This is a genomic window from Leucobacter sp. cx-42, assembly GCF_014529985.1.
Classification (GTDB): domain Bacteria; phylum Actinomycetota; class Actinomycetes; order Actinomycetales; family Microbacteriaceae; genus Leucobacter.
On record NZ_JACVMU010000012.1, the window covers coordinates 60423 to 84004 of the forward strand.

At 63.0% G+C, this 23582-nt stretch carries 17 protein-coding genes; 10 read left to right on the plus strand and 7 right to left on the minus strand.

All coding sequences use genetic code 11. The features are described 5' to 3' along the window. Positions 1-37: 37 nt before the first annotated feature. Positions 38-1450, plus strand: a complete 1413-nt coding sequence (locus ICM05_RS11350; protein ID WP_188024740.1) for a zinc-dependent metalloprotease — start codon at positions 38-40, stop codon at positions 1448-1450. An 81-nt stretch (positions 1451-1531) separates the two neighbouring features. Continuing rightward, positions 1532-2485, plus strand: a complete 954-nt coding sequence (locus ICM05_RS11355; RefSeq protein ID WP_188024741.1) for a hypothetical protein — start codon at positions 1532-1534, stop codon at positions 2483-2485. A 4-nt stretch (positions 2486-2489) separates the two neighbouring features. Here ICM05_RS11355 and ICM05_RS11360 read toward each other — a convergent pair whose 3' ends face one another. Beyond that, complete coding sequence (locus ICM05_RS11360) at positions 2490-4208, minus strand: ATP-dependent helicase (RefSeq protein WP_188024742.1); 1719 nt, start codon at positions 4206-4208, stop codon at positions 2490-2492. After that, positions 4205-5134 (minus strand): NAD(+) diphosphatase, encoded by a 930-nt coding sequence (gene nudC / locus ICM05_RS11365; RefSeq protein WP_188024743.1) that lies wholly within the window; start codon positions 5132-5134, stop codon positions 4205-4207. Before nudC ends, ICM05_RS11360 begins: the two co-directional genes overlap by 4 nt. An 81-nt stretch (positions 5135-5215) precedes the next feature. On the opposite strand from nudC, the gene ICM05_RS11370 reads away from it, so the two are divergent. Next, on the plus strand, positions 5216-6574 hold the full coding sequence (locus ICM05_RS11370) for a phosphotransferase (protein ID WP_188024744.1): 1359 nt from the start codon (positions 5216-5218) through the stop codon (positions 6572-6574). Here the strand turns inward: ICM05_RS11370 and ICM05_RS11375 are convergent. Both ICM05_RS11375 and ICM05_RS11380 read right to left on the minus strand, forming a co-directional pair. Next, on the minus strand, positions 6513-9953 hold the full coding sequence (locus ICM05_RS11375) for an ATP-dependent DNA helicase (protein ID WP_251364648.1): 3441 nt from the start codon (positions 9951-9953) through the stop codon (positions 6513-6515). The two genes, ICM05_RS11370 and ICM05_RS11375, sit on opposite strands and share 62 nt — an antisense overlap. Positions 9954-9964: 11 nt before the next feature. Beyond that, on the minus strand, positions 9965-13180 hold the full coding sequence (locus tag ICM05_RS11380) for a UrvD/REP family ATP-dependent DNA helicase (protein ID WP_188024746.1): 3216 nt from the start codon (positions 13178-13180) through the stop codon (positions 9965-9967). A gap of 149 nt (positions 13181-13329) precedes the next feature. Between ICM05_RS11380 and ICM05_RS11385 the strand changes: the two genes are divergently transcribed. Further along, complete coding sequence (locus ICM05_RS11385; RefSeq protein ID WP_188024747.1) at positions 13330-13545, plus strand: DUF3107 domain-containing protein; 216 nt, start codon at positions 13330-13332, stop codon at positions 13543-13545. A 32-nt stretch (positions 13546-13577) separates the two neighbouring features. Here the strand turns inward: ICM05_RS11385 and ICM05_RS11390 are convergent, their stop codons facing one another. Together ICM05_RS11390 and ICM05_RS11395 are read right to left on the minus strand one after the other, a co-directional pair. Continuing rightward, on the minus strand, positions 13578-14771 hold the full coding sequence (locus ICM05_RS11390; protein ID WP_188024748.1) for a methyltransferase domain-containing protein: 1194 nt from the start codon (positions 14769-14771) through the stop codon (positions 13578-13580). An 8-nt stretch (positions 14772-14779) separates the two neighbouring features. Beyond that, positions 14780-15499, minus strand: a complete 720-nt coding sequence (locus ICM05_RS11395) for a ferritin-like fold-containing protein (RefSeq protein WP_188024749.1) — start codon at positions 15497-15499, stop codon at positions 14780-14782. Positions 15500-15639: 140 nt separating this feature from the next. Here ICM05_RS11395 and ICM05_RS11400 point away from each other — a divergent pair, with 140 nt between their 5' ends. Together ICM05_RS11400 and ICM05_RS11405 are read left to right on the plus strand one after the other, a co-directional pair. Continuing rightward, complete coding sequence (locus ICM05_RS11400) at positions 15640-17175, plus strand: DEAD/DEAH box helicase (RefSeq protein ID WP_188024750.1); 1536 nt, start codon at positions 15640-15642, stop codon at positions 17173-17175. Between the two features lie 286 nt (positions 17176-17461). Further along, entirely contained in the window at positions 17462-18046 is a 585-nt protein-coding gene (locus tag ICM05_RS11405) for a hypothetical protein (RefSeq protein WP_188024751.1), read from the plus strand. 574 nt (positions 18047-18620) lie between these two features. Here ICM05_RS11405 and ICM05_RS11410 read toward each other — a convergent pair. Beyond that, positions 18621-19091 (minus strand): Lrp/AsnC family transcriptional regulator, encoded by a 471-nt coding sequence (locus ICM05_RS11410; RefSeq protein ID WP_215401775.1) that lies wholly within the window; start codon positions 19089-19091, stop codon positions 18621-18623. A 157-nt stretch (positions 19092-19248) separates the two neighbouring features. On the opposite strand from ICM05_RS11410, the gene hisC reads away from it, so the two are divergent. The 4 genes from hisC (at position 19249) to ICM05_RS11430 (ending at position 23392) form a co-directional block, all read left to right on the plus strand. Then, positions 19249-20340 carry a histidinol-phosphate transaminase gene (gene hisC / locus ICM05_RS11415; RefSeq protein WP_188024753.1) on the plus strand — a complete coding sequence of 364 codons (1092 nt, stop codon included), beginning with the start codon at positions 19249-19251 and terminating at the stop codon, positions 20338-20340. 278 nt (positions 20341-20618) lie between these two features. Beyond that, positions 20619-21632, plus strand: a complete 1014-nt coding sequence (locus ICM05_RS11420; protein WP_188024754.1) for an ABC transporter substrate-binding protein — start codon at positions 20619-20621, stop codon at positions 21630-21632. Between the two features lie 4 nt (positions 21633-21636). Then, on the plus strand, positions 21637-22596 hold the full coding sequence (locus ICM05_RS11425) for an ABC transporter permease (RefSeq protein WP_188024755.1): 960 nt from the start codon (positions 21637-21639) through the stop codon (positions 22594-22596). A 4-nt stretch (positions 22597-22600) separates the two neighbouring features. Further along, positions 22601-23392 carry an ABC transporter ATP-binding protein gene (locus tag ICM05_RS11430; protein ID WP_188024756.1) on the plus strand — a complete coding sequence of 264 codons (792 nt, stop codon included), beginning with the start codon at positions 22601-22603 and terminating at the stop codon, positions 23390-23392. Positions 23393-23582: the final 190 nt, after the last annotated feature.

Sequence of the window (23582 nt, forward strand, 5' to 3'; positions counted from 1 at the left end):
GTAGCGTTAATTCCATTCACTCTTGAAGGAGGATGCCATGGGAGCAGACGATTTCGACCGGTCTGGCTCGAACGACGACTTCGAGGAACTGCAGCGCATGCTGCGCGACATGCTGTCAGGTCAGGGAATGCCAGAGGGCGGCTTTGACCCGGAGAAATTCGCTGGCGCTGCTGGACTGCCTGGTGACCCTGCCGCGCTGAAGAAAATGTTTGAGACGCTCCGCGGCGCAATGAATAACAGCGCCGATGGCGTCGATTGGTCGCTCGCACGAAAGTCAGCGATCGAGGCTGCTGGTGGCACTCAGGCGGCGGATCCGGCACCGGCTGAGCGTGCATTCCCCGTCGCGTCGCTCTGGCTCGACGAGGTAACGACGCTCGGCACGACGCAGGACGCACCCCGCACCGTTTCGCGGATCGAGTGGGTACAGCAGACGATCGACACTTGGATCAGCCTGGCCGAGCCCGTCGCAGAGTCGATCTCTGATGCACTGCTTGGTGCGCTCGAAAGCCAGGTGCCAGAGGAAATGCGCGCAGGCATTTTGTCGCAGGCTGGCCCGATGCTGCGCAACGTCGGTGGCGCCCTCTTCGCGATGCAGCTTGGCTCCATCGTTGGCCGCATCTCTGGCGAGGTCGTCTCTGCTGGCGATGTCGGCATCCCGCTGTTCTCCGGCGCAGGTAAGGAAGGCGGTGCGCTGCTGCCCTCTGGCGTCGCTGCCTTCGCTGACGGTCTTGACCAGGATCTCGAGGCGGTCACGCTGTACCTCGCGGTGCGCGAGCTCGCGCACGCACGCCTCTTCCGCCACACCAAGTGGCTTCGCTTGAGCCTGCTCACGGCCATCACCGATTACGCCCGTGAGATCCGCATCGACACTGAGCGTATGGAAGAGCTCGCGCGCGACTTCGATCCGTCGCAGACCGAGGAATTCCAAGCGTTGCTCACAAGCGGCGCCCTCATCCCGCCGAAGACTCCTGAGCAGGAGGCAGCACACGCTCGCCTAGAGACCACGCTCGCGCTGATCGACGGCTGGGTTGACGTCGTCACTGAGCAGGCAACGAAGCGCCTCCCCGGCGCGAACGCGATTGCTGAAATGGTGCGTCGCCGACGTGCTGCAGGTGGTCCCGCCGAACGCGCATTCTCCGCTCTCGCTGGTTTGGAACTGCGCCCCCGCCGCATGCGTGAGGCTGCCGCGATGTGGCGTCTCGTGGAGGAGCACAGCGATGCTGCCATCCGTGACGGCCTCTGGTCACACCCTGATCTCTTGCCGACCGGGGACGAGGTTGACGATCCACAGGCGCTGCTTGTCCGCCTCGGTCTCACCGATGCTGAACCGGAGATTGACTCGTTCGACGCTGATCTTGCGCGTCTGCTGAGTGGCGATCTGCCGCCGCTCAAGCGTGACGAGGACGATTCCGACGGCGCTGCAGAGGGCAACGACCAGCCCAACGCGTAGTCGTTTCGCAGGGATACAGCGGGGTCCCGCCAGTTGTGGATAACAATTTGGCGGGACCCCGCTGCGTTCACAATGCCAACTATGACTCGAACGATGAACGTTGTCCCTGGCCCATTTTCTTCCCGCACCGCCCGCTCAGGCAGCGCCGCCCGTGCCGTCTGGAAGCTTGATGCTGTGCCGCTCTGCTGGGAATCTCCAGATGTGCTGCGCCTGGGTTTCGACCGGGTGACCGCGCGACTCGGTCCCCTGTCAGCCGCAGCGAAGCGCGTGATTGAGCTGCTCTGCGCAGGCATTTCAGATGCGCATGACCCGCACACCGCCGTGGCCGAGGCGATCCGCATGGCGGGTGCGAGAGATGACGGAGCCCGCAGTCTCGCTCCGGTGCTCCCCCGGTATCTCAGCAGGCACGTCCCGCCCGCACCAGCGCTCGATCGCGTCGGCACTCCTGCGTTGCGCACATTCATCGCAGACAACGGCCGCAACGTTGTTGGCCTGGCGCGGTCGCTCGATGCGTGCGGCGCATTCGCCTTTACGCGGATCACTTCCCGCCCCGACTTGGTGCTGCGGGTGATCCGCTATTTAGAACCCCTCGAGTGGACGCACCGATGGCTCCTCAGCGGCACACCGCATTTACTCATGCGGTACACCGATACCGCGATCCGCATCGGTCCGCTCGTCGCCTGCGAAGGGCGGCCGTGCCACACGTGCGAGGCGCTCGCGCTTGTCGACGATGATCCGCTCCTCCCGCGCTTAGCAGCGCAGCTCGTCGATACAACACCGGCCTCAGAGACCCAGGCGTTGACCCGTATCGCGATCGCGCACGCTGTGCCGTTCATTCAGGCGTGGCGCCATGGCGAAGAATGGGTACACCGGAGGCAGTTGGTACTCGAAGTGAACGGTGTCGGTACAGGCGGTGGGGACGAAGGTGAGCCAGAACAGGCGGCTGCGCGGGTGCGCGTCAGCGGGATGCAATGGGAGACCATCACCGCGCATCCCGAGTGCGGGTGCGCGGTTGCCGAACGTCAGGCGGCATGAGTGCCTAAATGCCTGCCTCCGCAATAAAGCGTGAGGGTGCAGCCCCTGACTGGCGCGAGCCAGAGAGGAAGAGCCGGTCTCGCGCTCGGGTGAGGGCGACGTAGCAGAGGCGGCGTTCCTCTTCGATCGCGGCGTCATCCTGCGCATAGTTGATTGGGAACATGCCCTCACTCAACCCGACCACGTGCACAAGTGACCATTCCAGGCCCTTAGCCGCGTGGACGGCAGACAGCGTGACCGCCTCTACCTTCGGCTCGTGCTGTGAGCGCTGACGCGCGACAAGCTCGTCAGCAAACTCGCGGATTGTCGTGCCAGCTGGCATCTCGTCAACGAGACCGAGCAGCGCGTTCAGGGCTTCCCAGCTCTCGCGCTCGGCAGCACCCTCGGGTGGCTGCGCGGTCCAGCCGCCAGCGCGCAACGCGTCACTGACGACTTGGAAGAGCGGCCGTGAGTCGCCAGTCTTGGCTTCACCACGCAGCAGGAGCACTGCGCGCTTCACATCTGCGCGATCGAAGAACCGCTGGCCGCCACGTACCTGCGACTGGGCGCCCTGCTTCGCGAGCGCTTCTTCGATTCGGACGAGCTGCGCATTCGTTCGCGCAAGGACGGCGATGTCTGAGGGCGCGGTGCCGGCGCGGATCGCGGCGGCCACCGAGGCTGCGACCGCCTGTGCTTCGTCCAGGTCGGTCGAGAACCATTCGAAGCCGGGTGCGAACACCTGCGCTTCAGTTGCTTCAAGCGTTTCGGTGCCGGCCGGCGTCTCTGGTGCGCCGCGCATGGGGCGCAGCTGCAGGGCGCCCGGGCGTTGCTTCATCAGTCGGTTCGCGGCGGCAACGATTGGAGCGGTCGAACGGTAGTTGCGTTCGAGCCTGAATTCGCGCGCATTGCGGAAGTCGCTGCCGAAGCCCAGCAGGTAGTCACTCGAAGCACCAGCGAACGAGTAAATGGTCTGGCTCGCATCACCGACGACGCAAAGGTCATTACGGTTGCCAAGCCACAGCTTGAGCAACTCATACTGCAGCGGCGAAACGTCTTGAAACTCGTCGACGGTGAAGAAGCGGTACTGCTCGCGCACCTGCATTGCGACGCGCGGCTCTACCTCGAGCATGCCAGAAAGCAGCACGAGCACGTCCTCGAAGTCGATCTGGCGACGCTCTTCAAGAATCTGGCCATACTTCGCGTGCATGTCGACGAGCGTCTCTGGGGTGAGGCCGTTCAGTGCCGGCCGCTCCCCGATCTTCGCCGCGTAGGTGTCGAGGTGGAGTCGCGATACCTTGCGCCACTCGATCTCGAACGCCACGTCACGCAGGGTGTCGGTGCTCAAACGCATGCCGAGTGACTCGGCTGCCTGAGCAAGCACGGGCACCTTGCCGTTGAGAATTTGAGGTGCATCGCCGCCAACCACTTGCGGCCAGAAAAAGCTCAACTGCGCGAGCGCAGCACCGTGGAACGTGCGCGCCTTGACACCATCAGCGCCGAGGTCGCGCAAGCGCCCCTGCAGCTCACCGGCAGCCTTCCGAGTGAAGGTGACAGCGAGCACGCGCTCCGGCGCATACACGCCGGTGCGCACGCCGTACGCAATGCGGTGCGTAATCGCACGCGTCTTACCAGTGCCGGCACCCGCGCGCACCGCAACGGGCCCAGAAAGTGTCTCAGCGATGGCTCGCTGATCAGGGTCGAGCCCGGCAAGCACCGCCTCAGCGCCCGAGACTGCGCGACTCACTCGTCGCCCTCTTCGAGCCACAGCTGTACGAGCCAACCCGCGATCGACAGCGCACCGGGCAGTTTGACGCCGACCGGCGGGTGACGAAGCTCGTCACGGGTGAACCAGCGCAGCTCAGAAATCTCTGCCGGATCCGCGACCAGATCGGTGGGTGACTGATCCGCCGCCAATTTCGCACGGAACCCCAGCATCAGCGAGCGCGGGAACGGCCACGGCTGCGAAGCGACATAGGTGATGTCGGTGACGCGTGCGCCGGCTTCCTCGCGCATTTCACGTTCGACGGCGTGCTCGGCGGTTTCGCCCGCATCGATGTATCCGGCGAGGAGCGAGAATCGCCCAGATTCCCAGAGCGCATTCGAGCCGAGCAGGAGCTTGTTGTCGTGTTCGACGATCACGATCACTGCTGGGTCCATGCGCGGAAACAGCTCTGCACCATTCGCGTCGCGACGCGACCAGCCACCGTCGGCGATGGTCGTGGGGGTGCCATCCTGGGGCGAGAAGCCGGCGGCGCGATGCCAGTTCAGCAGCGCGGCTGCGATCGTCACAATCTCACGCTCGGCCGCGGGCAGCTCGGTGCCGCGCGCGAAGGGATGCGCCCATTCGACGTCTGGGGCAATGGGCTCGGCCTGATCCGCGCCCGCCACAGCTGGCAGCTCGCGCGCGAAGATCGCGGCGCCAGCCATGCGACCGATGAAGACAACCTCTTCGGGCCGCTCACCGGTCGTTGGTTCGAGTACGAGGTGTGAGACATCAGCGGCCTCACGGCGCAGCGGAATCTGGCCTGCCCGCAGTTCAAGCATGCGTGCGGTCTCGCTCACCCACGCAGCGTCGAGCGCGGCGGGCTGGGTGCGGATCGCCGAATCGCGGTCAAGGTACCCCGCTCCGAGCGGGACTCCGCCCGTCTCATTCGTTTCGCGTGCGCTCATCGCATCCTCCCCAGATATTGCTCTCGCCACTCGTGCGCGTGGCGCGTGGAACCGACCGCCCTGGTTGCTTACCCTAAGGTCATGTCCAGCACCCCTCTCACCCTAGCCGCGCTCGCGACCTCCGCGGTACCGGATCTCGAGCCGCTTGCAGTGCGCCCGTACAATCCGTCAGGGCAGGACTTCCGTTCAGCGGTGCTCACCACCGCACACGAAGAACTTCTTGTCAGCGTGCCGCGGAACCACTCGGCCGAGGTCGCCCAGGCAGCGAGCCTGCTCGCGTTCTCGGCACTCACCGAGGGTGCACGGGCACAGCTCCCCTTCGCCGTCCCAGAAGGACGTGGAATGACGCGCACCGGCGAGTCACGCGCGGTGGTGTCAACTTTCCTCATTGGTGGGCGGATCGATCCCTCGGCACTCGCGGCGGATTCACTGCTCGTTGCCCCAATCGCAGCGGCAACCGCAGCAATCCATGCGCTCCCCCGCACGGTCGTGCAGCAGGGCGGTCTCCCCGTGCGCACCGCGAACGATTTGCGCCTGCTCGCTACCCGAATCGTGGATCGCGCTGACGCGACCCGTTTCCTTCCAGAGACAGTGCACCGGCGGTGGCTCGAGGTCATCGAGAACGCTGAGCTGTGGGACTTTACTCCGGTCGTGACGCATGGCTCACTCAATGCCGAGGCGCTGCTCGTCGAGGACGATGAGATTCTCGGCATGCTCGGTTGGTCGGAGTTTGGCATCGGCGACCCCGCCGCTGACCTCGCATGGCTGCACGGTGCCTCGCAGGGCACGTTCGGCGCTGTTCTTGACGCGTACCTGGGACTCGTCGATACCGGCAATGCTGACGCACTCACTGCACGGAGCCGTCTCTACCACGAGCTTGAGATCGCGAAGTGGCTGCTGCACGGTGTGGAGCATCACGACCGCGAAGTTGTTGATGACGCGGTGAGCATGCTCGACCGCTTTGTTGATGCGCTGAGCCTGCTCGCGCCCGCGACGGCGACGCGTGCTCCACTCAACGCGGAAGAGGCACTCGATCTCCTCGAGCAGACTCCCGAGGTCAACGATCACATGTCAGACACTGCAGCTTATGAAGCCCTCGACGAGGACCGCATGTTCAGCAACGACACCGACTTCATCGAGCCGCTCACGGCGGCTACAGCCTCAGCGACGACTGCGGCTACCGAGGAGACAGCGGCTGCTGAGGCCCCGGCGGCCGCAGAGCACGCTGACGAGCAGGTGACCGAGGCGTACGGCGACGACGATCTCGCGCACGCAGCGCAGCCACGTACCGCTGAGGCATCGCACGCCGACGGCGCCGACACCGGTAAGTCGGGTGGGTCAGCCGAGCTTGTCGACTCGTCAGACTTTGTGACCGATGTCATCTCAGACGACGATCTTCCTCCGCGGTCTCCGAGCGCTCCGCAGTCTGAGGGTCGCTAACCCGTTCAGCAGCCGCCAGCCAGATCTCTTCAAGTTCTGGCAGTGTGCGCACCTGGTCTCCTCGGAGTTCGACGCCCTCTGCGACGTAGAACAGCGATACGTCGATCCGCTCGGGTGACACGCCTGCCCACTGAGCGTAGGCGTGACGGTACAGGTCGAGCTGGAAGAAGCGTGTCTCGCGCTCTTTCGCTGTCTGCGGTGAACGGCCTGCCTTCCAGTCGATCACCTCGAAACGGGGCGCTTCTTCACCCTCGCGTGGCGGCAACTCGTACACGGCGTCGAGCTTGCAGACGAGGGTGCGGCCGGCAAAGGGCAGCGCCACCTGTTGTTCAACTGAGATCGGCTGCAGATCTGCCCAGCGTGACGCCTCGAACGATTCGATGAGCGGCTGCAGTTCAGCCTCTTCGACGAATGCGTCAAACCCTTCGGCGGCCGCATCAATTTCAGTGTCTGGTTCGAGATCGAACAGTGCGAGGCTCGTGCCGTGTGCGGTCGTCGCTCGGCGCTCCACCCACTCGTGGAACCGATTGCCGATGCGTGTGCGGCGGAACGGCCGCTGCGGGATCGGCCGCAGGCGGCTCCGCTCTGCAGCTTCGGGATCTTCGACGAACTCGTGGAAGGTCGACGCAGTAATTCGACCGGGCAGCGTTTTCACGACTGCAGCATCGTCGCCCTGGGCCGCTCGTTCGGCGAGCAGCAGGCGCACGGTGCTATCAATGTCGAGATCAGCCTCGTCTGGCTCCTCAGCGATGCGAGCGCTGAGCGTCGCAGCTGCCGCCAGCACCACATCAGCACGACGGCCGAGCGGATCGAGCGGCCACTGCATGGTGAGCTCTTGCGCTTCGCTCGGGTCTTCCTCATGTTCCGAGGATTCGGGGAGCCCAGTGATCACACCGTGTTCCTGCAGTTCGAGCATGAACAGCGAAGGTACACGGGCGCGTGATTGGCCACCCCAGAAGCTGCCGGTCAACAGCAACTTCTGTGCTGCGCGAGTGATGGCAACGTAACCGAGCCTGCGCTCCTCTTCTGCGAAGCGGCCTTTCGACTCGGTGACGTACTCTGCGATGCGTTCTTTGAGCTCTTTCTGGTTAGTCGCAATGCGCCAGTTGAGCTGTGGTCGCGCTGCGGCGTCGCCGCGTAGCTCGTCTGGCAGCTGCCCCTTCCTCAGCCAGCCAACGCCGCGGCGCGGGGTACTCGGGAATTCACCATCGACCATGCGTGGAATCGCCACGAGGTCCCATTCGAGTCCCTTCGAACCGTGAGCGGTGATGAGCTGAACGGTGCCAGGAGCTGGGGCAGACACGTGCTCTTCAATTTCATCGGCTTCGACCGCACGTTCAATCCATTCAAGCAGCGATGCGAGCGTTCCACGGCTGTCGACCGCCAGGTGACCTTCAACGAGATCAATGAAGACGTCAAGATTTGCGAGTGCAGCAGCGCCGCCAGCGTGGTCGCGCCCCTCATGGGCTTCGAGCTCGATGTCGAGTCGCAGCGCGTTCACTGTTGCCTGGATCAGCTCGATGACGTCGCCGCCAACGCGCTGGCGCAGGTTCGCGAGCATCCATCCGGCCTCGCGGAGTCGCTCAACACCGACGTCGCTGATGGTTTTGAGGGACGCGTGTTTCCGGCCACCGCGCATCGGGTCGCGGATCGCCGCGATCTGGTCGAGCGCATCGATGAGCGTGAAGTCGCGGTCAGGATCGGGCAGCACGCTGTCTGCCGCGATGTCTTCGGGTGAGAATTCCTGCTGGGTTTCGTCGCGTCGCGCGAACCAGCGCGCTGCATCTTTCAGGCCGGCGATATCTGCGACACCGAGACGGAAGCGCGGCCCGGCGAGCAGCCGAATAAGGTCGCCCCCGGCGTCGGCGTACCACACGCAACGCAGTGTGCTTACGACGTCGGTGATCTCTGGCGTGCTGAGCAACCCGCCGAGGCCGACGATGATGTTCGGCACACCAGCCGCGGTGAGGGCTGCCGAGAACGGTGCCATGTGGCGGCGATTACGGAAGACAACCGCCGCGGTCGGCAGCTCGTTCTTCTCACGAATGTGTGCCGCGCGCTCCGCTGCCATCCATGCGGCGAGCGCGTCTTGCTCCTCGTGCAGGGTCTCCGGGAATCGCCAGTCGACGACGCCGTCCTTCGCGCCGGGGCGTGGCGCGAGCTTCGGCACGTCAATCTCAGAGGCCGCCGCGAGCGGTGCCGCGATGACGTTGGCTGCGTCGAGCACGGTCACCGGGTTTCGCCAGCTCGTCGAGAGCGTGAGTGTTGCTGCGGACTGGGACTTCCCGGTGCCGCGCGCCGCGAAGTCAGCGTGGAATGATTGCAGGCCCTCAGCTGAGGCGCCGCGCCAACCGTAGATCGATTGGTGCGGATCGCCCACCGCCATGACGGGGACACCCGAGAAGATGCGCGAGAGCAGCCGGGTCTGACCGACTGAAGTATCTTGCACCTCGTCGAGCAGTACGACGCCGTAGCGGCGACGCAGCACGGCGCCCGCCTCGGGAACGAATTCGAGGGTGCGTGATGCCAGTGCGAGCTGATCGGAGAACTCAATGAGACCACGGCGCTGCTTTTCTTCTGCAAATGCCTCAGCGAGACGCGCAAGCAGCGGGGTGTCAGCCACGTTTGCGACCGCGTCACGCACAGGCGCGTAGTTTTTGCAGTCGGGGCCACCGACGGTGTCTTTCTCGTTGTACGGCAGGTCGAGCACCCGGGAGAACTCGGTGATGATTTGACGTGTCCGTTCGAACGACGTGAGGTTATCTGCGACCGCGTGATCGATGGCCATCGTGTGGCGGATCAGTTCGGGGGTACGCATGTCAGTCGTGAGGAGTTCACGGTCATGGCTCGCGAGGATGACCTCGCGAGCCACACGCCAGGCGGTGGCCTCATCAATGACCGTCGCGCCGGGGGCGATGCCCGCTGCCGCGCCGAACTCCTGCAGCACGCCGGACGCGAAGGCGTTGTAGGTGCTCACCTCTGGCAGGTCGAGTCCATCTTCGAGGAGGGTGACGAGCTCTGCCGCGCGTAACCTCTCTGGCTCAGTCAGGAGTCCCTGCTCGGCGTTGTCGACGAGGCGTTCAACAAAGGTGTGCAGACGACCTGAGATACGCTCGCGCAGCTCACCCGCGGCCTTCCGGGTAAACGTGAGGCCGAGAATACGGTCTGGGTCAATCGCACCATTCGCAACGAGCCAGACAACGCGGTTTGCCATCGTCTCGGTCTTGCCGCTGCCTGCACCGGCGATGACGAGTGCGGTGCCCTCGAGCTCGTGCTCGATGACGGCGCGCTGCTCATGCGTGGGGGTGAGCGGCGTTGCGCCAGGCTCGGTGAGCAACTCTGCGATGCGAGTGGCTGAGAACACTGGGGCGTTTTGCATGGGGACCTCGTTCATGCGTGGCTCACCGCCTGGATGATGTGGATTCGGCAGTTGCCGAACTGATGCGGATCGGTGCAATGGTGCTCGACGCGAGCGGTAAAGCTACCTGCGGCCATGGTGTCGCCTGCGGTCTCGATGCGCTCGAGCAGTGCGTCGCGCGTCTCTGCATCGAGCGGCGCCTGTACACGCTCGACGTACCCCTTGCCCTTCGCGGCGTTCGGGTGAACGTACAGCAGACGGGCACCTCCCGAGGTAATCTCCCCTGTCTCAGCGTGCTCGCTCGTTACGCCGTCGAAGGCGCCGTACTCGACACCGAGTTGGTACGCCTGCAGCTGCAGGTGCTGTTCCGTCGCGGGCTTGGAAGGCACCGTTGCTCCGGTTTTCAGGTCAAGCACGGTGATCTCCAGGCCGTCGGCTTTCACGAGTCCTTCAAGCCGGTCAGCCTTGCCGCGCAGGGTGACATCTCCTACCTGCACATGGAAGCCTGACTCACGACCGATGAGCTGGCGATCTGATGCGTCAAACTCGCGCAGGTACACGCCGAGCCCCTCGACCATGTGTTCGGCGGTCGCGAGCGTACGTGTCGATTCCCACTCAGCGTCGAAGGGCAGTTTGCGCCACTCGCGCCGAATGTCTGCCATGAGGGCTTCTGGGTCGGCAGTCACGGCGTTCTCAAAGGCGTGGTGTACGAGCGTGCCAAGGCTCGCCTGGATGTTGCCGGTACCACCGCCAAGCGCGCCGACGACCCAGTCGAGCGCACAGCCTTCAACCGATTCAAGCTGAGACGGACCAACCGCGATCTCCCGCTCACCGTTCTCGTTCGTAAAGAGGGAAGCTTCGGTACTCACCGGAAGTACGCCGTACCAGCTCTCGGGTGCCGCGCCAGCGACATCTGCCCGCGCGAGCTGCACGAGCGAGTCTCGAGCGGACGTGTCAGCTGGGTCAGTCGTGAGCCGGCGCCGCATGGCCGCGGTTGCCCCTCGTAAGGTGAGTCTGGAGCTCGGCAGCGGATCAACCGCGAAGTCATGGCCAAACCCGAAGAACGCGCTCGGATGCTGATCGGTGTCACTCACCGACACCACGAGCAGTTCTTGCTGCGCGCGCGAGCTCGCCTGGTGCAGAAGGCGAAGCTCGTCATGAATCGTGTCTTTGCGACTCGGTGGAACCGCTGGGCCGCCACGCAGCCAGCGTTCGAGCGCCACTGTGCCGAGAATCGATCCGCGCGAGCGAGTGTTCGGCCACGCACCGTCCTGCAGACCAACAATGGCCACGAGTGCGAACTCGCGGCCGACCGCACCCTGCGGCGTCGTCACCGTCACCGCTGATCGCTCACCACTACGAGCAAGCGAATCCTCGGGAACCGCGCTCTCTGCAAGCTCTGCAAGCAGTGCGTGGATCGGCTGCTCACTCACCTGCTCTTCATGTCGCTGCAGTGCGAAGAAGAGGCCAAGCACCGCGTCGAGCGAACGGTTCGCCTCATCTGCGCGAGCGCCGCGGCCACGCAATGCCTCCTCCTGCCAGGCTTCAGCCAGCCGTGTCCCCTGCCAGAGCGCCCAGAGCGTCTCACGCGGGGTGCCTTCAGCGGCGACGATGGTGTTCGCGGCGTCGGCGATCTTGCCGAGTCTACGCAGCGCACGCCCCTGCTTGCTGTCGATCGACGGCTCAACGCCTGGCACGAGGAAGGCCTCAAGGATGAGCTGCTCAGTCGCCACCGGATCGCGGTCTTCAGCGCGGGCCACGCGGCGCTCCTGCATCATGAGTGAACCACGCAGACGACGCACCGCGACAGGGTCGAGCCCGCCGATCGGGCCGCTCAGCAGCTGCAGCACACCTGACGCGTCAAGTGGCGCGATGCCGAGCGAGTGCTGCAGCAGACGGATGAGGTCGAGCACGATGCGGTGCTCGCGCAACACAATGCCGCCGGCAAGCGTGCCCGTTGGCACCTGATGCCCGGCGAGACCACGGGCGATGCGCGAAGCCTCGGAGCGCGATCGGCAGATCACCGCCATCTGCTCCCATTCAAGCGGGGTCTCACGGTCAAGGCCGAGCCGGTTCGCGCGCATGCGGTGTGCGATCATGCCAAGCTGTTCGGACGTCGACCCGGCACGCACGAACTCGATGCGTTCACCCTTGCTGCCCTGCTTCACCGTCGCCGCACGCTGCTGACCAGCACCTGCTGCGCCAATACGAGCAGCAAGGCTCTGGGTAAAGCCACGCAGCTGCGGGCCCCCGCGGTAGGCGTATTCGAGCGCCCAGGTCTGCTCAGGCTCAGCTCGCACGCCGCGGCGCCGCAACTCACCGCTGAGATCGGCCAGTACTCGCGACCGCTCGCCGTGGAAGGTTTCTGTGGTCACGTCAGGGTCACCGAACGCCCAAATACTCGCCCCTGCTGCAGCGCAAGCTGCGAGCAAGGCAAGCTGCCCCTCGCCGATCTCTTGGGCGTCGTCAACGAGCAGCAAGCGCGGCACCTTCACCGCACCCGCTCGCACGCTCGCTGCCGCAGCGCGCAGCAGCCCGCTCGCGCTGTACTCACCCGGGCGCTCAGCGTGCACGCGAGCTTCAACGGCCTCGACAATCAACAGCGCTTCGCACCAGCGGCTCAGCAGCTGGTCGTCTGGCGCGTCAGATTGTGCCGATGCCGCAGCGACACCACGCAGCGCGGTCACCCGCGCGAGTAGCTCGCGCACGTCTAGGTCAAAGTCATCGATTGCACGCCAGAACTCTCGGAGTTCGGCACGGAACGCCGGACTGCGAAGCACCTCAGCGGTCAGCCCCTCCACGTTGCCAAGCGATTCACCCGCGTCGTCTTCGTCGCCCGCACCCGCACCTGCACGCGCACGCAGTGCGACTTCAAGCTGCTCATCGATGAGTGCCGTAATCAATTCGTCTTGCACCGTACCGGTCAGGAGTCGCGGCTCGGCTTCCCCACCGCTCGCAGCCGCAGCGGCAAGCACACCGAACGCGAATGAGGTAAGCGTACGCACTGGCGTGCCACCGAGCGCGCGCCCAGCGCGGTCTTCAATGGCGCCACGCAGCGTAGTGGCAGGCCGCCGCCCGGAGGCAATCGCAAGGACGTCGCCCTCAGCCCAGCCTGGCAGGTCACAGGCACGCGCAAACATCTCAACGACGAGCGTGCTTTTGCCGCTGCCTGGCGCACCGAGCACCCGCGCATGCCTGCCAGGGTCACCAGCGAGCACCGCGCGTTGTGCGCCGTCAAATTCGATCATGCGTTCAGCCTAATGATGACCACTGACATTGCGTGGTGCGCTTGCGGCGAACGATCCACATTTCTGAGGCGCAGTGTCGGAGGTCAGGCATAGACTCAATTTGTACTTACTTCGTGACGTCGCGTCACAGCACTATGAGGAGGCTCCCTGTGGAGGTTCGTATCGGCATCAAGCACTCACCTCGCGAGCTCGCATTCGAGACCGAGGCAACTGCTGACGAGGTGCGCGCTGCGCTCACTCAGGCAGCTGAGGGCTTCGCATCGTTCGCAGATTCGAAGGGCAAGCAGATTATTGTCGCTGCCGATTCGGTCGCATTCATCGAGTTCGGTGGCGAGAACAGCCGCAAGGTCGGCTTCATCGGCTAACTCGCTTTCGGGCGGGTTGCCGCGCGGCAAACTTACTTCGCGTCAACCCGTTCGAGCAGTACCATCACCTCGGCATGCCCCGTGTGCGGGAACATGTCGAACAGGCGTGCGTTCACCGCTCGCAATGAGGGCATCCGCGCAAGATCCTGCGCGAGGCTCTTCGGGTTGCAACTCGAGTAGATGACCGAGCGCGTCGAAGACTGTTCCAGCCAGTCAGCAAGCTCCGGACCAATGCCGCGGCGCGGCGGGTTTACGATGACCAGCTCGGGCGCATCCTCGGGCGCGCTTTCGAGCGCAAACGCAGTCGCGTCACCCGCGCTGAATCGCACGGGTACGCCCGCATCCTGCGCGCTCCGTGTCGCTGAGCGGATCGCGGCCTCACTCACTTCGATGCCCACGGTGTCTCGGATCCCAGACGCATCGCCTGCGCCAGTTCCCGCGCAGAATAGTGCGAAGCCACCGACGCCGCAGTAGAGATCCCACAATGAAGCGGGGTGAAGCTCTGCAGTCCATTCCGCCGCCTGCGCGTACAGCGCCTGCGCTACGGGAGTGTTCGTCTGGAAGAAGCTCTGGGGCTGCAGGTGCAATGACACCGGCCCGAGATCCATTTCAAGCGAGTCACCGAGCAGCAGCTCTTCGCGCTCGCCCTCAAGCACAGCCTTGTGCTCCGGCAGCAGATTCACCGAGATCACCGTCGCCTGCGGGAGCAGTTCCCGCAGTTCTGACAGCTTCGCGCGGATCCGATCGAGCGCACCGCTCGATCGCACAACGAAACGCACCATCAACGCGCCTGACGGCGCCTCGGTGAGGTGCGCGTACTTCAGCTCGCCCTTGCGATTCGGCACGGAATACGGCGCGAGTCCGGTCGCGTTCAGGAACGCTGCAACGAGCGGAATCGCGCGTTGCAGACCTGGCTGGTGGATCAGGCACTCCGTGAGGTCAATGCCTCGTCCGTTGCCATCACGGCTGAGGTCAAGGATGCCGAGGGTCACTGCCCCAGCTTCCCCGCCGACAGCGAGCTTTGCACGGTTCCGGAACTCAGTAACCCCACCCGGCACTGGTGGCAGCCACGCATCCGCAGCGGGGCCGAACTCACCAAGTGTGTCGCGGCACGCGAGATCTTTCTCGCGCAGCTGCACCGCGTACGGCGTTTCGATGAGTGCACACGAGCGGCAAAGATCCGCTACAAAATATCGGCACTCGGGGATTTGCGTGTCGAGCGTCACAGTCACAATTACGCGGTGAGGCCGAGGCCGTCCATACGGCGAATGTGATCGGCAATGAGCTCCGTAAACACGGGCTCAACGGCGTCAGCATCGAACTCGCGGTTCGCACTGCGGGAAAGCACGGCACGCGCCATAAGCAGCGTGTCGCCAACGAGACGACGACCCCAGACAGCAAGCCAGCTGCCGAGCTTCGGATCCGCCTCCAACTCAGCCTGCAGCAGACGCTTGAGCTCATCACGGCCAGCGTGATCGCTCAACGTCGCGATTGCCTCGCGGCTGAACGGATCCTTGATGCCGCTCGCAAGCTCCGCGAAGAAGTCATCAAACAGGCCACCAACGAGATAGATCGACAGGACGTGCTGATGCCAATCGACCGCATCGATACGCGTGATGTAGTCCTCGATCATCGTCGAGTACGGCTGCATCACCACGTGCGGCGAGCGGCCGCGGCGGCGGATCTCCTCCGCAAATCGCTGGTGCTTCTGCAGCGTGGCGCCAGCGACGCCCGCAAGCACCTCTTTTGCCTGCAGCGTCGGAGCACCCGAAACACCGCGCGTCGCGGCCTCGTACATCTCGAGCTGCAGGTACGCCGTCAGACCGAGGAACTCAAGTACCTCGGGCGCAAACGCAGCGACTTCAACCTTTTCGGCACCAACAGACTCACCGCGAGAGCGTACTTTGCGCGATGAGGTCTGCTTCTTACCGATGCCACGAATCCAGTTGAACACGATAAATAGCCTACCTCGGGTTCTGTGCAGCTCTGGAATAGAATACGTACGAACTATTCATCGCCCCCGCTCACGGAAGCTGGGGCCGCTGCGCCGGAAGTATGCATGCGCAGCACCGCACACTTCGGAGGTCACACACAGTGACAACGTTCCTTGAACTTGGAATTGACCAGGACATGGTCGACGCACTGGCAAAGGAAGGCATCGTCGATGCGTTCCCGATTCAGGAGCAGACGATCCCCCTCGCTATTACCGGCCAGGACATCATCGGTCAGGCTAAGACCGGTACCGGCAAGACCTTTGGTTTCGGTTTGCCGCTGCTGCAGCGCATTGGCGAGAACCCCGAACCTGGCGTACAGGCACTCATCGTCGTGCCGACCCGTGAACTCGCTGTTCAGGTCTACGAAGACCTCGAACTCGCGTCGAGTGGCCGCGCGGCGACTGTCGTCCCCATCTACGGCGGCAAGGCGTACGAAGGCCAGATCGAACAGCTGAAGGCCGGCGCGCAGATCGTTGTCGGCACCCCCGGCCGTCTGCTCGACCTCTCGAACCAGCGCCTGCTCGATCTGTCGAAGGTTCGCGAGATGGTGCTTGACGAGGCCGACAAGATGCTCGATCTCGGCTTCCTCGCTGACATTGAGAAGCTCTTCTCGAAGACCCCAGAGAAGCGCCACACCATGCTCTTCTCGGCAACCATGCCCGGCACCATCGTGACCCTGGCACGTCGCTTCATGTCGAACCCAGTGCACATTCGCGCAACCGACCCCGACGAGGGCGCGGCGCAGGCGAACATCGAGCACATCATCTACCGCGCGCACTCGCTCGACAAGGACGAGGTCATCGGCCGCATCCTGCAGGCAGAGGGCCGCGGCAAGACCGTTATCTTCATGCGCACCAAGCGCGCGGCGGCAAAGCTGCAGGAGGAGCTCAACGACCGCGGCTTCAACGCAGCTTCGGTGCACGGCGACCTCAACCAGGATCAGCGTGAGCGCGCAATGGCGAGTTTCAAGTCGGGCAAGAAGGACATCCTCATTGCGACTGATGTCGCCGCTCGTGGCATCGACGTCGACGATGTGACCCACGTCATTAACCACACCGTGCCCGACGATGAGAAGACTTATCTGCACCGCGTTGGCCGCACCGGCCGTGCGGGCCGCGAGGGCATCGCAGTGACCTTCGTTGACTGGGACGACCTCCACAAGTGGGCACTCATCAACAAGGCGCTCGAGTTCGGTGTCGACGAGCCCGTCGAGACCTACTCGTCATCGCCGCACCTGTTCGCTGATCTGAACATCCCCGAGGGTTCGAAGGGCCGCCTGAAGGCGACCCCCGTCAAGGAGACCGCACCCCGCAACGGCTCACGCCGTTCGTCGGGCGACCGCGAGAAGAAGGACGGCCAGCGCGAGGGCGGCGAGCGTCGCAATCGCACCCGTACCCGCAGCTCGAACCCGCGCGGCGAGGGACGCCACGAGTCACACGGCGCAGGCCGTTCGGCACAGGACAAAGCTTTGGGCAATGCGTCGGCTGAGGCTGGCGTCGAGCAGGCTACTGGCGAGGCAGGCGAGGCTCCGCGTCGTCGTCGCCGTCGCCGTCGTGGTGGCGCGAACTCGGGCGGCGCAGAGGGCGGCTCGAACGCTGGTGCTGGTTCGGCTGAGGCTCCCGCACAGGACGCATAAGACCGATCAACCAACGAGCGCCTGGCAAATTCTCTTGAATCTGCCAGGCGCTCAATGCTTCAGCTCACATTTCAGCCGATTCTGAGCGTCAGTACTTGCTTCATTAAGAAAACTAGAGGTCAAGAAAATAATGTTGAGCGAGGACGCACTTTGCATTGAAAGAGAAAAGGCCTCCCGACGAGCTCTAATTGCGGTTGAGGTGCTCGTCACCTTGATTTACATATTTTTCTTACTTCACCAGTTTGACACTTGGTCCCCAGCGCAGGAATACACTGCGGCAGTAAACATGGCTGAACAGTCGAAGAATCTGGTTCCGTTAGATGACGCGATCTCGTCAGATGCAGGGCAAGTTATGCTCAACCAGTTCTGGGGATACGTCATTTCTTTTCTAGGGCTGCCTTTGCTCGCCGCCATTGCAGTTTGGATTCGTTACGAGTCGGTGTCTTTAGCCTCAAGATTTGTAATGTCGTTTGCAGGCCTCATCATTATTTTCTCGGTCGTAGCGATTGTGTCCACATTTCCGATCCAGTTCGCTTCGAGCCTCGAAGTCTTCTACTCGTCGAGCCCCCTGCTGGCTTTGCCGATGGCATTGGGGTTGATCGCCGCGTTCTCAAGGCTTGAGGCGGCGGAAAAGGTATTTTCGTTTGCGATCATTTCCTTGTTGTTGGGAGCAAACTACTATCTGATAGTCGTTTTGTTCAATCGTCAAACGGATCCCATTCTCTGGATAGTGATGACCACCCTTCTCACGCTCTTGATCCTTTTGACATCTTCGCTTGTAGTGTCACTACTGACGTGGGTTTTCTCCATAGTTCAGGCAAAGTTTGCACCCAGCCCGTCGGCCGCAGACCTGGGGGACTATCAGATCTAGCATTTCCTGAAATGCCAGAATTCTCGGCAATGTGTTCGCGCTTACCCGCTGCAATTCCCAGTTCAGACCATTCGATTGCGAAGAAGCTTGACCGAGCAGCAAACAATAATCGGAGTCGCGTAATCGCAATATTCCGTCTCTAAACGGCCAAAGTCTGTTTCCTGGTGGACCGCTTGGTCTGTAGTTGCGGCCAAGACAACGCAGTCATCTCGACAAAATGTGACCGTTTCGCGAGGTTGACCAAGGACAGAGTCCCGGCCGGCAAGGGCCAATCCCGTTCAGCGCACCCCTGACGCTCAACGGCACCCAACGCGCATCACGCACGGGCATCTGCCGGGGAAAGAACGGGCCGGCCTCGCGGCCGGGCGGCCTCATTCCCTCAACCAGAGCCAGATTGAGGCTGGGTGTCTCAGGTCACTGCACTTCACGGGGTCAGAGGCGCAGTCACCACGTCGAAACCGCCCCTTTCCCACGAGAACACTAGTTTCAGCGCGCAGAAAGGGGTCATCTCGGCAGAAACTACCCGTTTCGCGGGGTTGGGAGCCAATGGACCCGTTTCGCGGGACCCCAATGCTTAAGAACTCAGCGCAGCCTTGACGAGCGGCAACGTCCGCCCCATGAAGTGTGTGCCGAGGACAAGCTGTGACGACACTCGAATGACCCCTGGCGCAGTGGCAACGAGGTCAAGCACCCGCTGCAGGTCGTGCGTCGACCGGGCAACGATTGCGGCAAACAGATCCGCATCCCCAGTCGCGGTGTGCAATTCGAGCAGTTCTGGGATAGCTTCGAGGCCAACTGAGACCCGATCGTGGCCGATCCGCTGATCAATTTGGATCGAGCAGAAGCAGCGGATCGTGAAGCCGAGTGCGACAGGGTCGATGTGCGGCGCCATTGATTTAATGATGCCGGTTTTGCGTAACCGATCGAGCCTGCCCTGCGCAGTTGCGCGCGCAATTCCCAATCTGCGCGCACATTCGACTACCGAAATACCTGCTTCTTCGCTGGTGAGCGTAATGAGTCGCGCGTCGAGTGCATCAATTGCCACAAGGCCTCCTTGCCTAGACATTTTGCCCACCCTATCGCAGGTCACACCTATCTGTCAGTACATATTGCTACCCGAAAAATGAACCGATTGACGGAGGAATTCCCCGATCCCTAGAGTTGCGGCCGGAACACTCCATTCAGCGAAAGCGAGCCAACACATGACTCTTGAATTCCGTCCAGGCCTCGAACACGTCGCGGCCTACCGCGCGGGCAAGGCCGCCCCGATCTCGCCTTCTGGGCAGAGCTACAAGCTCTCCTCAAACGAAAACCCCTACCCGCCGCTCGAGTCAGTTCAGCGTCGAGTTGCCGCATGTTTGCCCGACGCCATCTACCGCTACCCGAGTATCGCCGCAGAGCCGGTGGTGAACGCACTCGCCGCACGCTTTGATGTTGCGGCAGATAACATCTCGCTCGGTGCAGGCTCCGTTGAAGTTGCCGCCCAGCTCATCCACGCGCTCACCGGCCCCGGCGACGAGGTCATGTACGCATGGCGCTCCTTTGAGGCGTACCCGATTCTCACGCGCGTTGCGGGTGCAGTCCCCGTTGAGGTTCCGCTCGACGCTGATGCGCGCCACGATCTGCCGGCAATGGCAGCTGCGATCACAGATCGCACACGCGTCATCTTCGTGTGCAACCCGAATAACCCGACCGGCACGGTCATCAGTCAGTCAGAGCTCGATGCGTTTCTCGCGATTGTCCCCCGCACGGTGCTCGTGGTGATCGACGAGGCGTACGTTCACTTCGATCACGACACTGATTCGCCAAGCGGCATCGCTGAGTTCAAGAAGCACCCAAACGTCGCAGTGCTACACACGTTCTCGAAGGCGTATGGGCTCGCCGGTCTGCGCATCGGCTACGCCATCGCCCCCACCGACGTCGCCGAGGCACTGCGCAAGGTATCGGTGCCGTTCGCAGTCACCGCACTCGCTCAGGAGGCCGCGGTCGCATCCCTCGAGGCCGAAGCAGAACTCGGGGCGCGGATCACCGACATCGTCACCTCACGCGAGCAGCTCACCGATGCCCTCCGTGCACTGGGTCTGCCACTCGTCGAGTCACAGGCAAACTTTGTGTGGCTGCCGCTCGGGACTGACAGCGCGCGCTTCAACGCGGCGCTCGAGGCCAACGGCATCTCGGCTCGCACGTTTGCTGGCGAGGGCATTCGCATTTCGATCGGCAACGCTGCCGAGAACGAAGCAGTCATCGCGGCACTTTCACAAGAGTTCACGAACGGAAGCGTGTCAGCCGCATAGCGACAGCTGCGCAGGTCTCAGTCCCTCACCCGCAATGTTTCTGCTCTCAGCAGCGTGTGACGATTCCCAGAGCACACCCCAAACCGCTGTACAAGTTGTATAGCCATCGCGGAACTTCAGCCGCCGAACAGCCACACATGTCTAGGAAACAAAGAACATGTTTACAGTGGCCCCGGCTCGTCGTTACGCTCAACCACCAAGGACGGCGTTGTCCCAGTACGTTTCAGTACGAGCGCCGTGTCGACCCTTTCTGACCATCCACAGTAAATGAGGACATCATGGCCAACCACAAGCTCCGCGGTAAGACCTTTGCCGCAGCAGGCGTAGCCCTTTCGGCTGCTCTTCTCCTGAGCGCATGCTCGTCGAACGCAGGCAATGACGCCGGCGCAGGCGACGAGCAGTCGTTCAAGGTAGGCATTAGCCAGTTCGTTCAGCACCCCGCGCTCGACTCCGCAAGTGAAGGCTTCAAGCAGGCCTTCTTCGACGCGGGCTACGTCGAAGGCGAGACCGTCACGTTCGACGAGCAGAACGCGAACGGTGAGGTACCAACCGCAACAACGATCTCGCAGACCTTCGCTACGTCAAACCTCGACCTTGCGATCGCGATCGCCACCCCTTCTGCGCAGGCACTCCTGCAGAACAACGCAGACATTCCGCTGCTCTTCGCAGCCGTCACCGATCCCGTTGCCACCGGCCTACTCGAAAGCAACGAGAAGCCTGGCGCAAACATGACCGGTGTCAGCGATATGAACCCGGTCGCCGATCAGATCGACCTCATCACCGAGATCAAGCCCGATACGAAGCGCATCGGCATCGTCTACGGCTCGGGCGAGGCAAACTCTGAGGTGCAGGTTGCACTTGCCAAGGAAGCGGCAAAGGAGCGCGGTCTCGAGATCGTTGCTACCTCTATCACCAACGCGTCTGAGCTGAAGCAGGCTGTTGAGGCCCTCAGCGACATCGACGCGATCTACACCCCGAGTGACAACCTCGTGGCATCGGGTCTTGGCTCGCTCATCTCCGTGGCTGAGGATCGCGGCATCCTCGTTGTCGGCGCAGACTCCACTCACGTTGAGGGCGGCGCAGTTGCCACCCTCGGTATCGACTACCTGAAGCTCGGTCACCAGGCCGGCGAGATGGCGCTTCGCATCCTCGAGGACGGCGCAGATCCCGCGACCATGCCCGTTGAGTCGCAGAAGGAGCTTTCGCTCGTCGTGAACCCTGAAGCTGCAAAGCGCCAGGGCGTCGAAATCCCGGCAGCTCTCCTCGAGCGCGCTGACAGCGTCATCGAGTAATCCTGTGATCGGTGCACTGGAAATTGGACTCCTCTACGGAGTCATGGCGCTCGGCGTCTACCTGACGTTCCGGGTGCTGAACTTCCCCGACCTCACGGTCGACGGCAGTTTCACCACTGGCGGCGCAGTAGCTGCGTCCATGATCGTGGCTGGCCAAAGCCCGCTGCTCGCGACCCTTGCGGGCGCTGCAGCGGGCGTGGTCGCCGGCATTGTGACGGGTCTGCTGCACACGAAGGGCCGCATTGACGGCCTCCTCGCTGGCATCCTCACGATGATCGCGCTCTGGTCTATCAACTTGCGCATCATGGGCAAGGCAAACGTACCGCTCCTCCGCGAAGAGACGATCATGTCGCCGCTTCGCGACAATGGCTGGATCGGCAAGACCTGGATCGCGGTCGTCATCTTCATCGTCGCGGTCTTCCTCGTGAAGCTCGCACTCGACTGGTTCCTCTCGACCGACCTCGGTCTCGCGATCCAGGCAACGGGTAACAACGAGCAGATGATCCGCTCGTTCGGTGTAAGCACCGACCGTATGAAGATCCTCACCCTTGCGCTCTCGAACGGCTTCGTCGCCCTGGCCGGCGCGATCATCGCGCAGTACCAGGGCTTCGCAGACATCAGCATGGGTATCGGCATCATCCTCATCGGTCTCGCATCGGTGATCCTCGGCCAGGCAGTGCTTGGCCAGCGCAACATCTTCATGGCAAGCCTTGCCGTGCTCGTTGGTTCGGTCCTGTACCGAATGATCATCTTCATCGCACTCTCGGCAGGTCTGAACCCGAACGATATGCGCGCAGTCACCGCTGTGCTCGTCGTGCTCGCGCTGCTGCTGCCGCGCTGGGGCTTCCTCAAGAAGATTCCGGCGTGGAGCAACCGTGGCAATACGAGGCCGAAGGACCAGGGGCCAGATCCGGTCATCTCAGCGACCACCGGCGTCAAGGTCCCCGTAGCGGGAGGGAAGTAAGCACATGTTGCACATCGACAAGATTTCGAAGACGTTCTTCCCCGGGACGATCAATGAGCGCAAGGCGCTCGTGGACGTCAGCCTCCGCCTGAGCCAGGGCGATTTCGTGACGGTGATCGGTTCAAACGGTGCGGGCAAGTCCACGCTACTGAACGCGGTTGCTGGTCGTTACCTCATCGACACTGGTTCGCTCACGATCGACGGCAAGCAGGTCGCGAAGCTCAAGGAGTACCAGCGCGCGAAGTATGTCGGTCGCGTCTTCCAGGATCCGATGGCAGGAACCGCTCCTGATCTCACGATCGAGCAGAACCTGTCCCTGGCACTCAAGCGCGGACAGTCCCGCGGCCTCGGTGCCGGACGCACCAAGGCTCGCCGCGAGCTATTCGTTGAGGAGCTGAAGTCGCTTGAGCTCGGCCTCGAGAACCGGCTCACTGCCAAGGTGGGTCTGTTGTCAGGCGGCCAACGTCAGGCGCTCTCGCTCCTCATGGCTGGCTTCACGCAGCCCCGCATCCTGCTCCTTGATGAGCACACTGCGGCGCTCGATCCACAGCGCGCGGCGCTCGTGACGAACCTCACCGAGCGCATTGTGGCGGCGGATCGCCTCACCACCCTCATGGTCACTCACAACATGGAGCAGGCGCTCCAGCTGGGTAACCGCCTCATCATGATGCACGAGGGTCGGATTGTGTTCCAGGCTTCCGAAGAGGAGAAGAAGCACCTTACGGTGCCGGCACTGCTTTCGGAGTTCGCGAAGATCAAGGGCGCAAGCTTCGACGATCGCGCGCTCCTGGCGTAGTTTCAACCACCCGCTCTACCCGCGCAGCCCTGAGCTGAGCACCTCAACCCCGCGGCAAGCACCTCAACCCCGCGAGAACGGCGCTTTCTCCCGAAAACCCGAGTTTCTACACGTAGAAACGGGTCATCTCGAGATGAATCGGGCCATCTCGCGGGGTTGACTGCGTGTAAGCCTCGGCCGCTGTAAACCG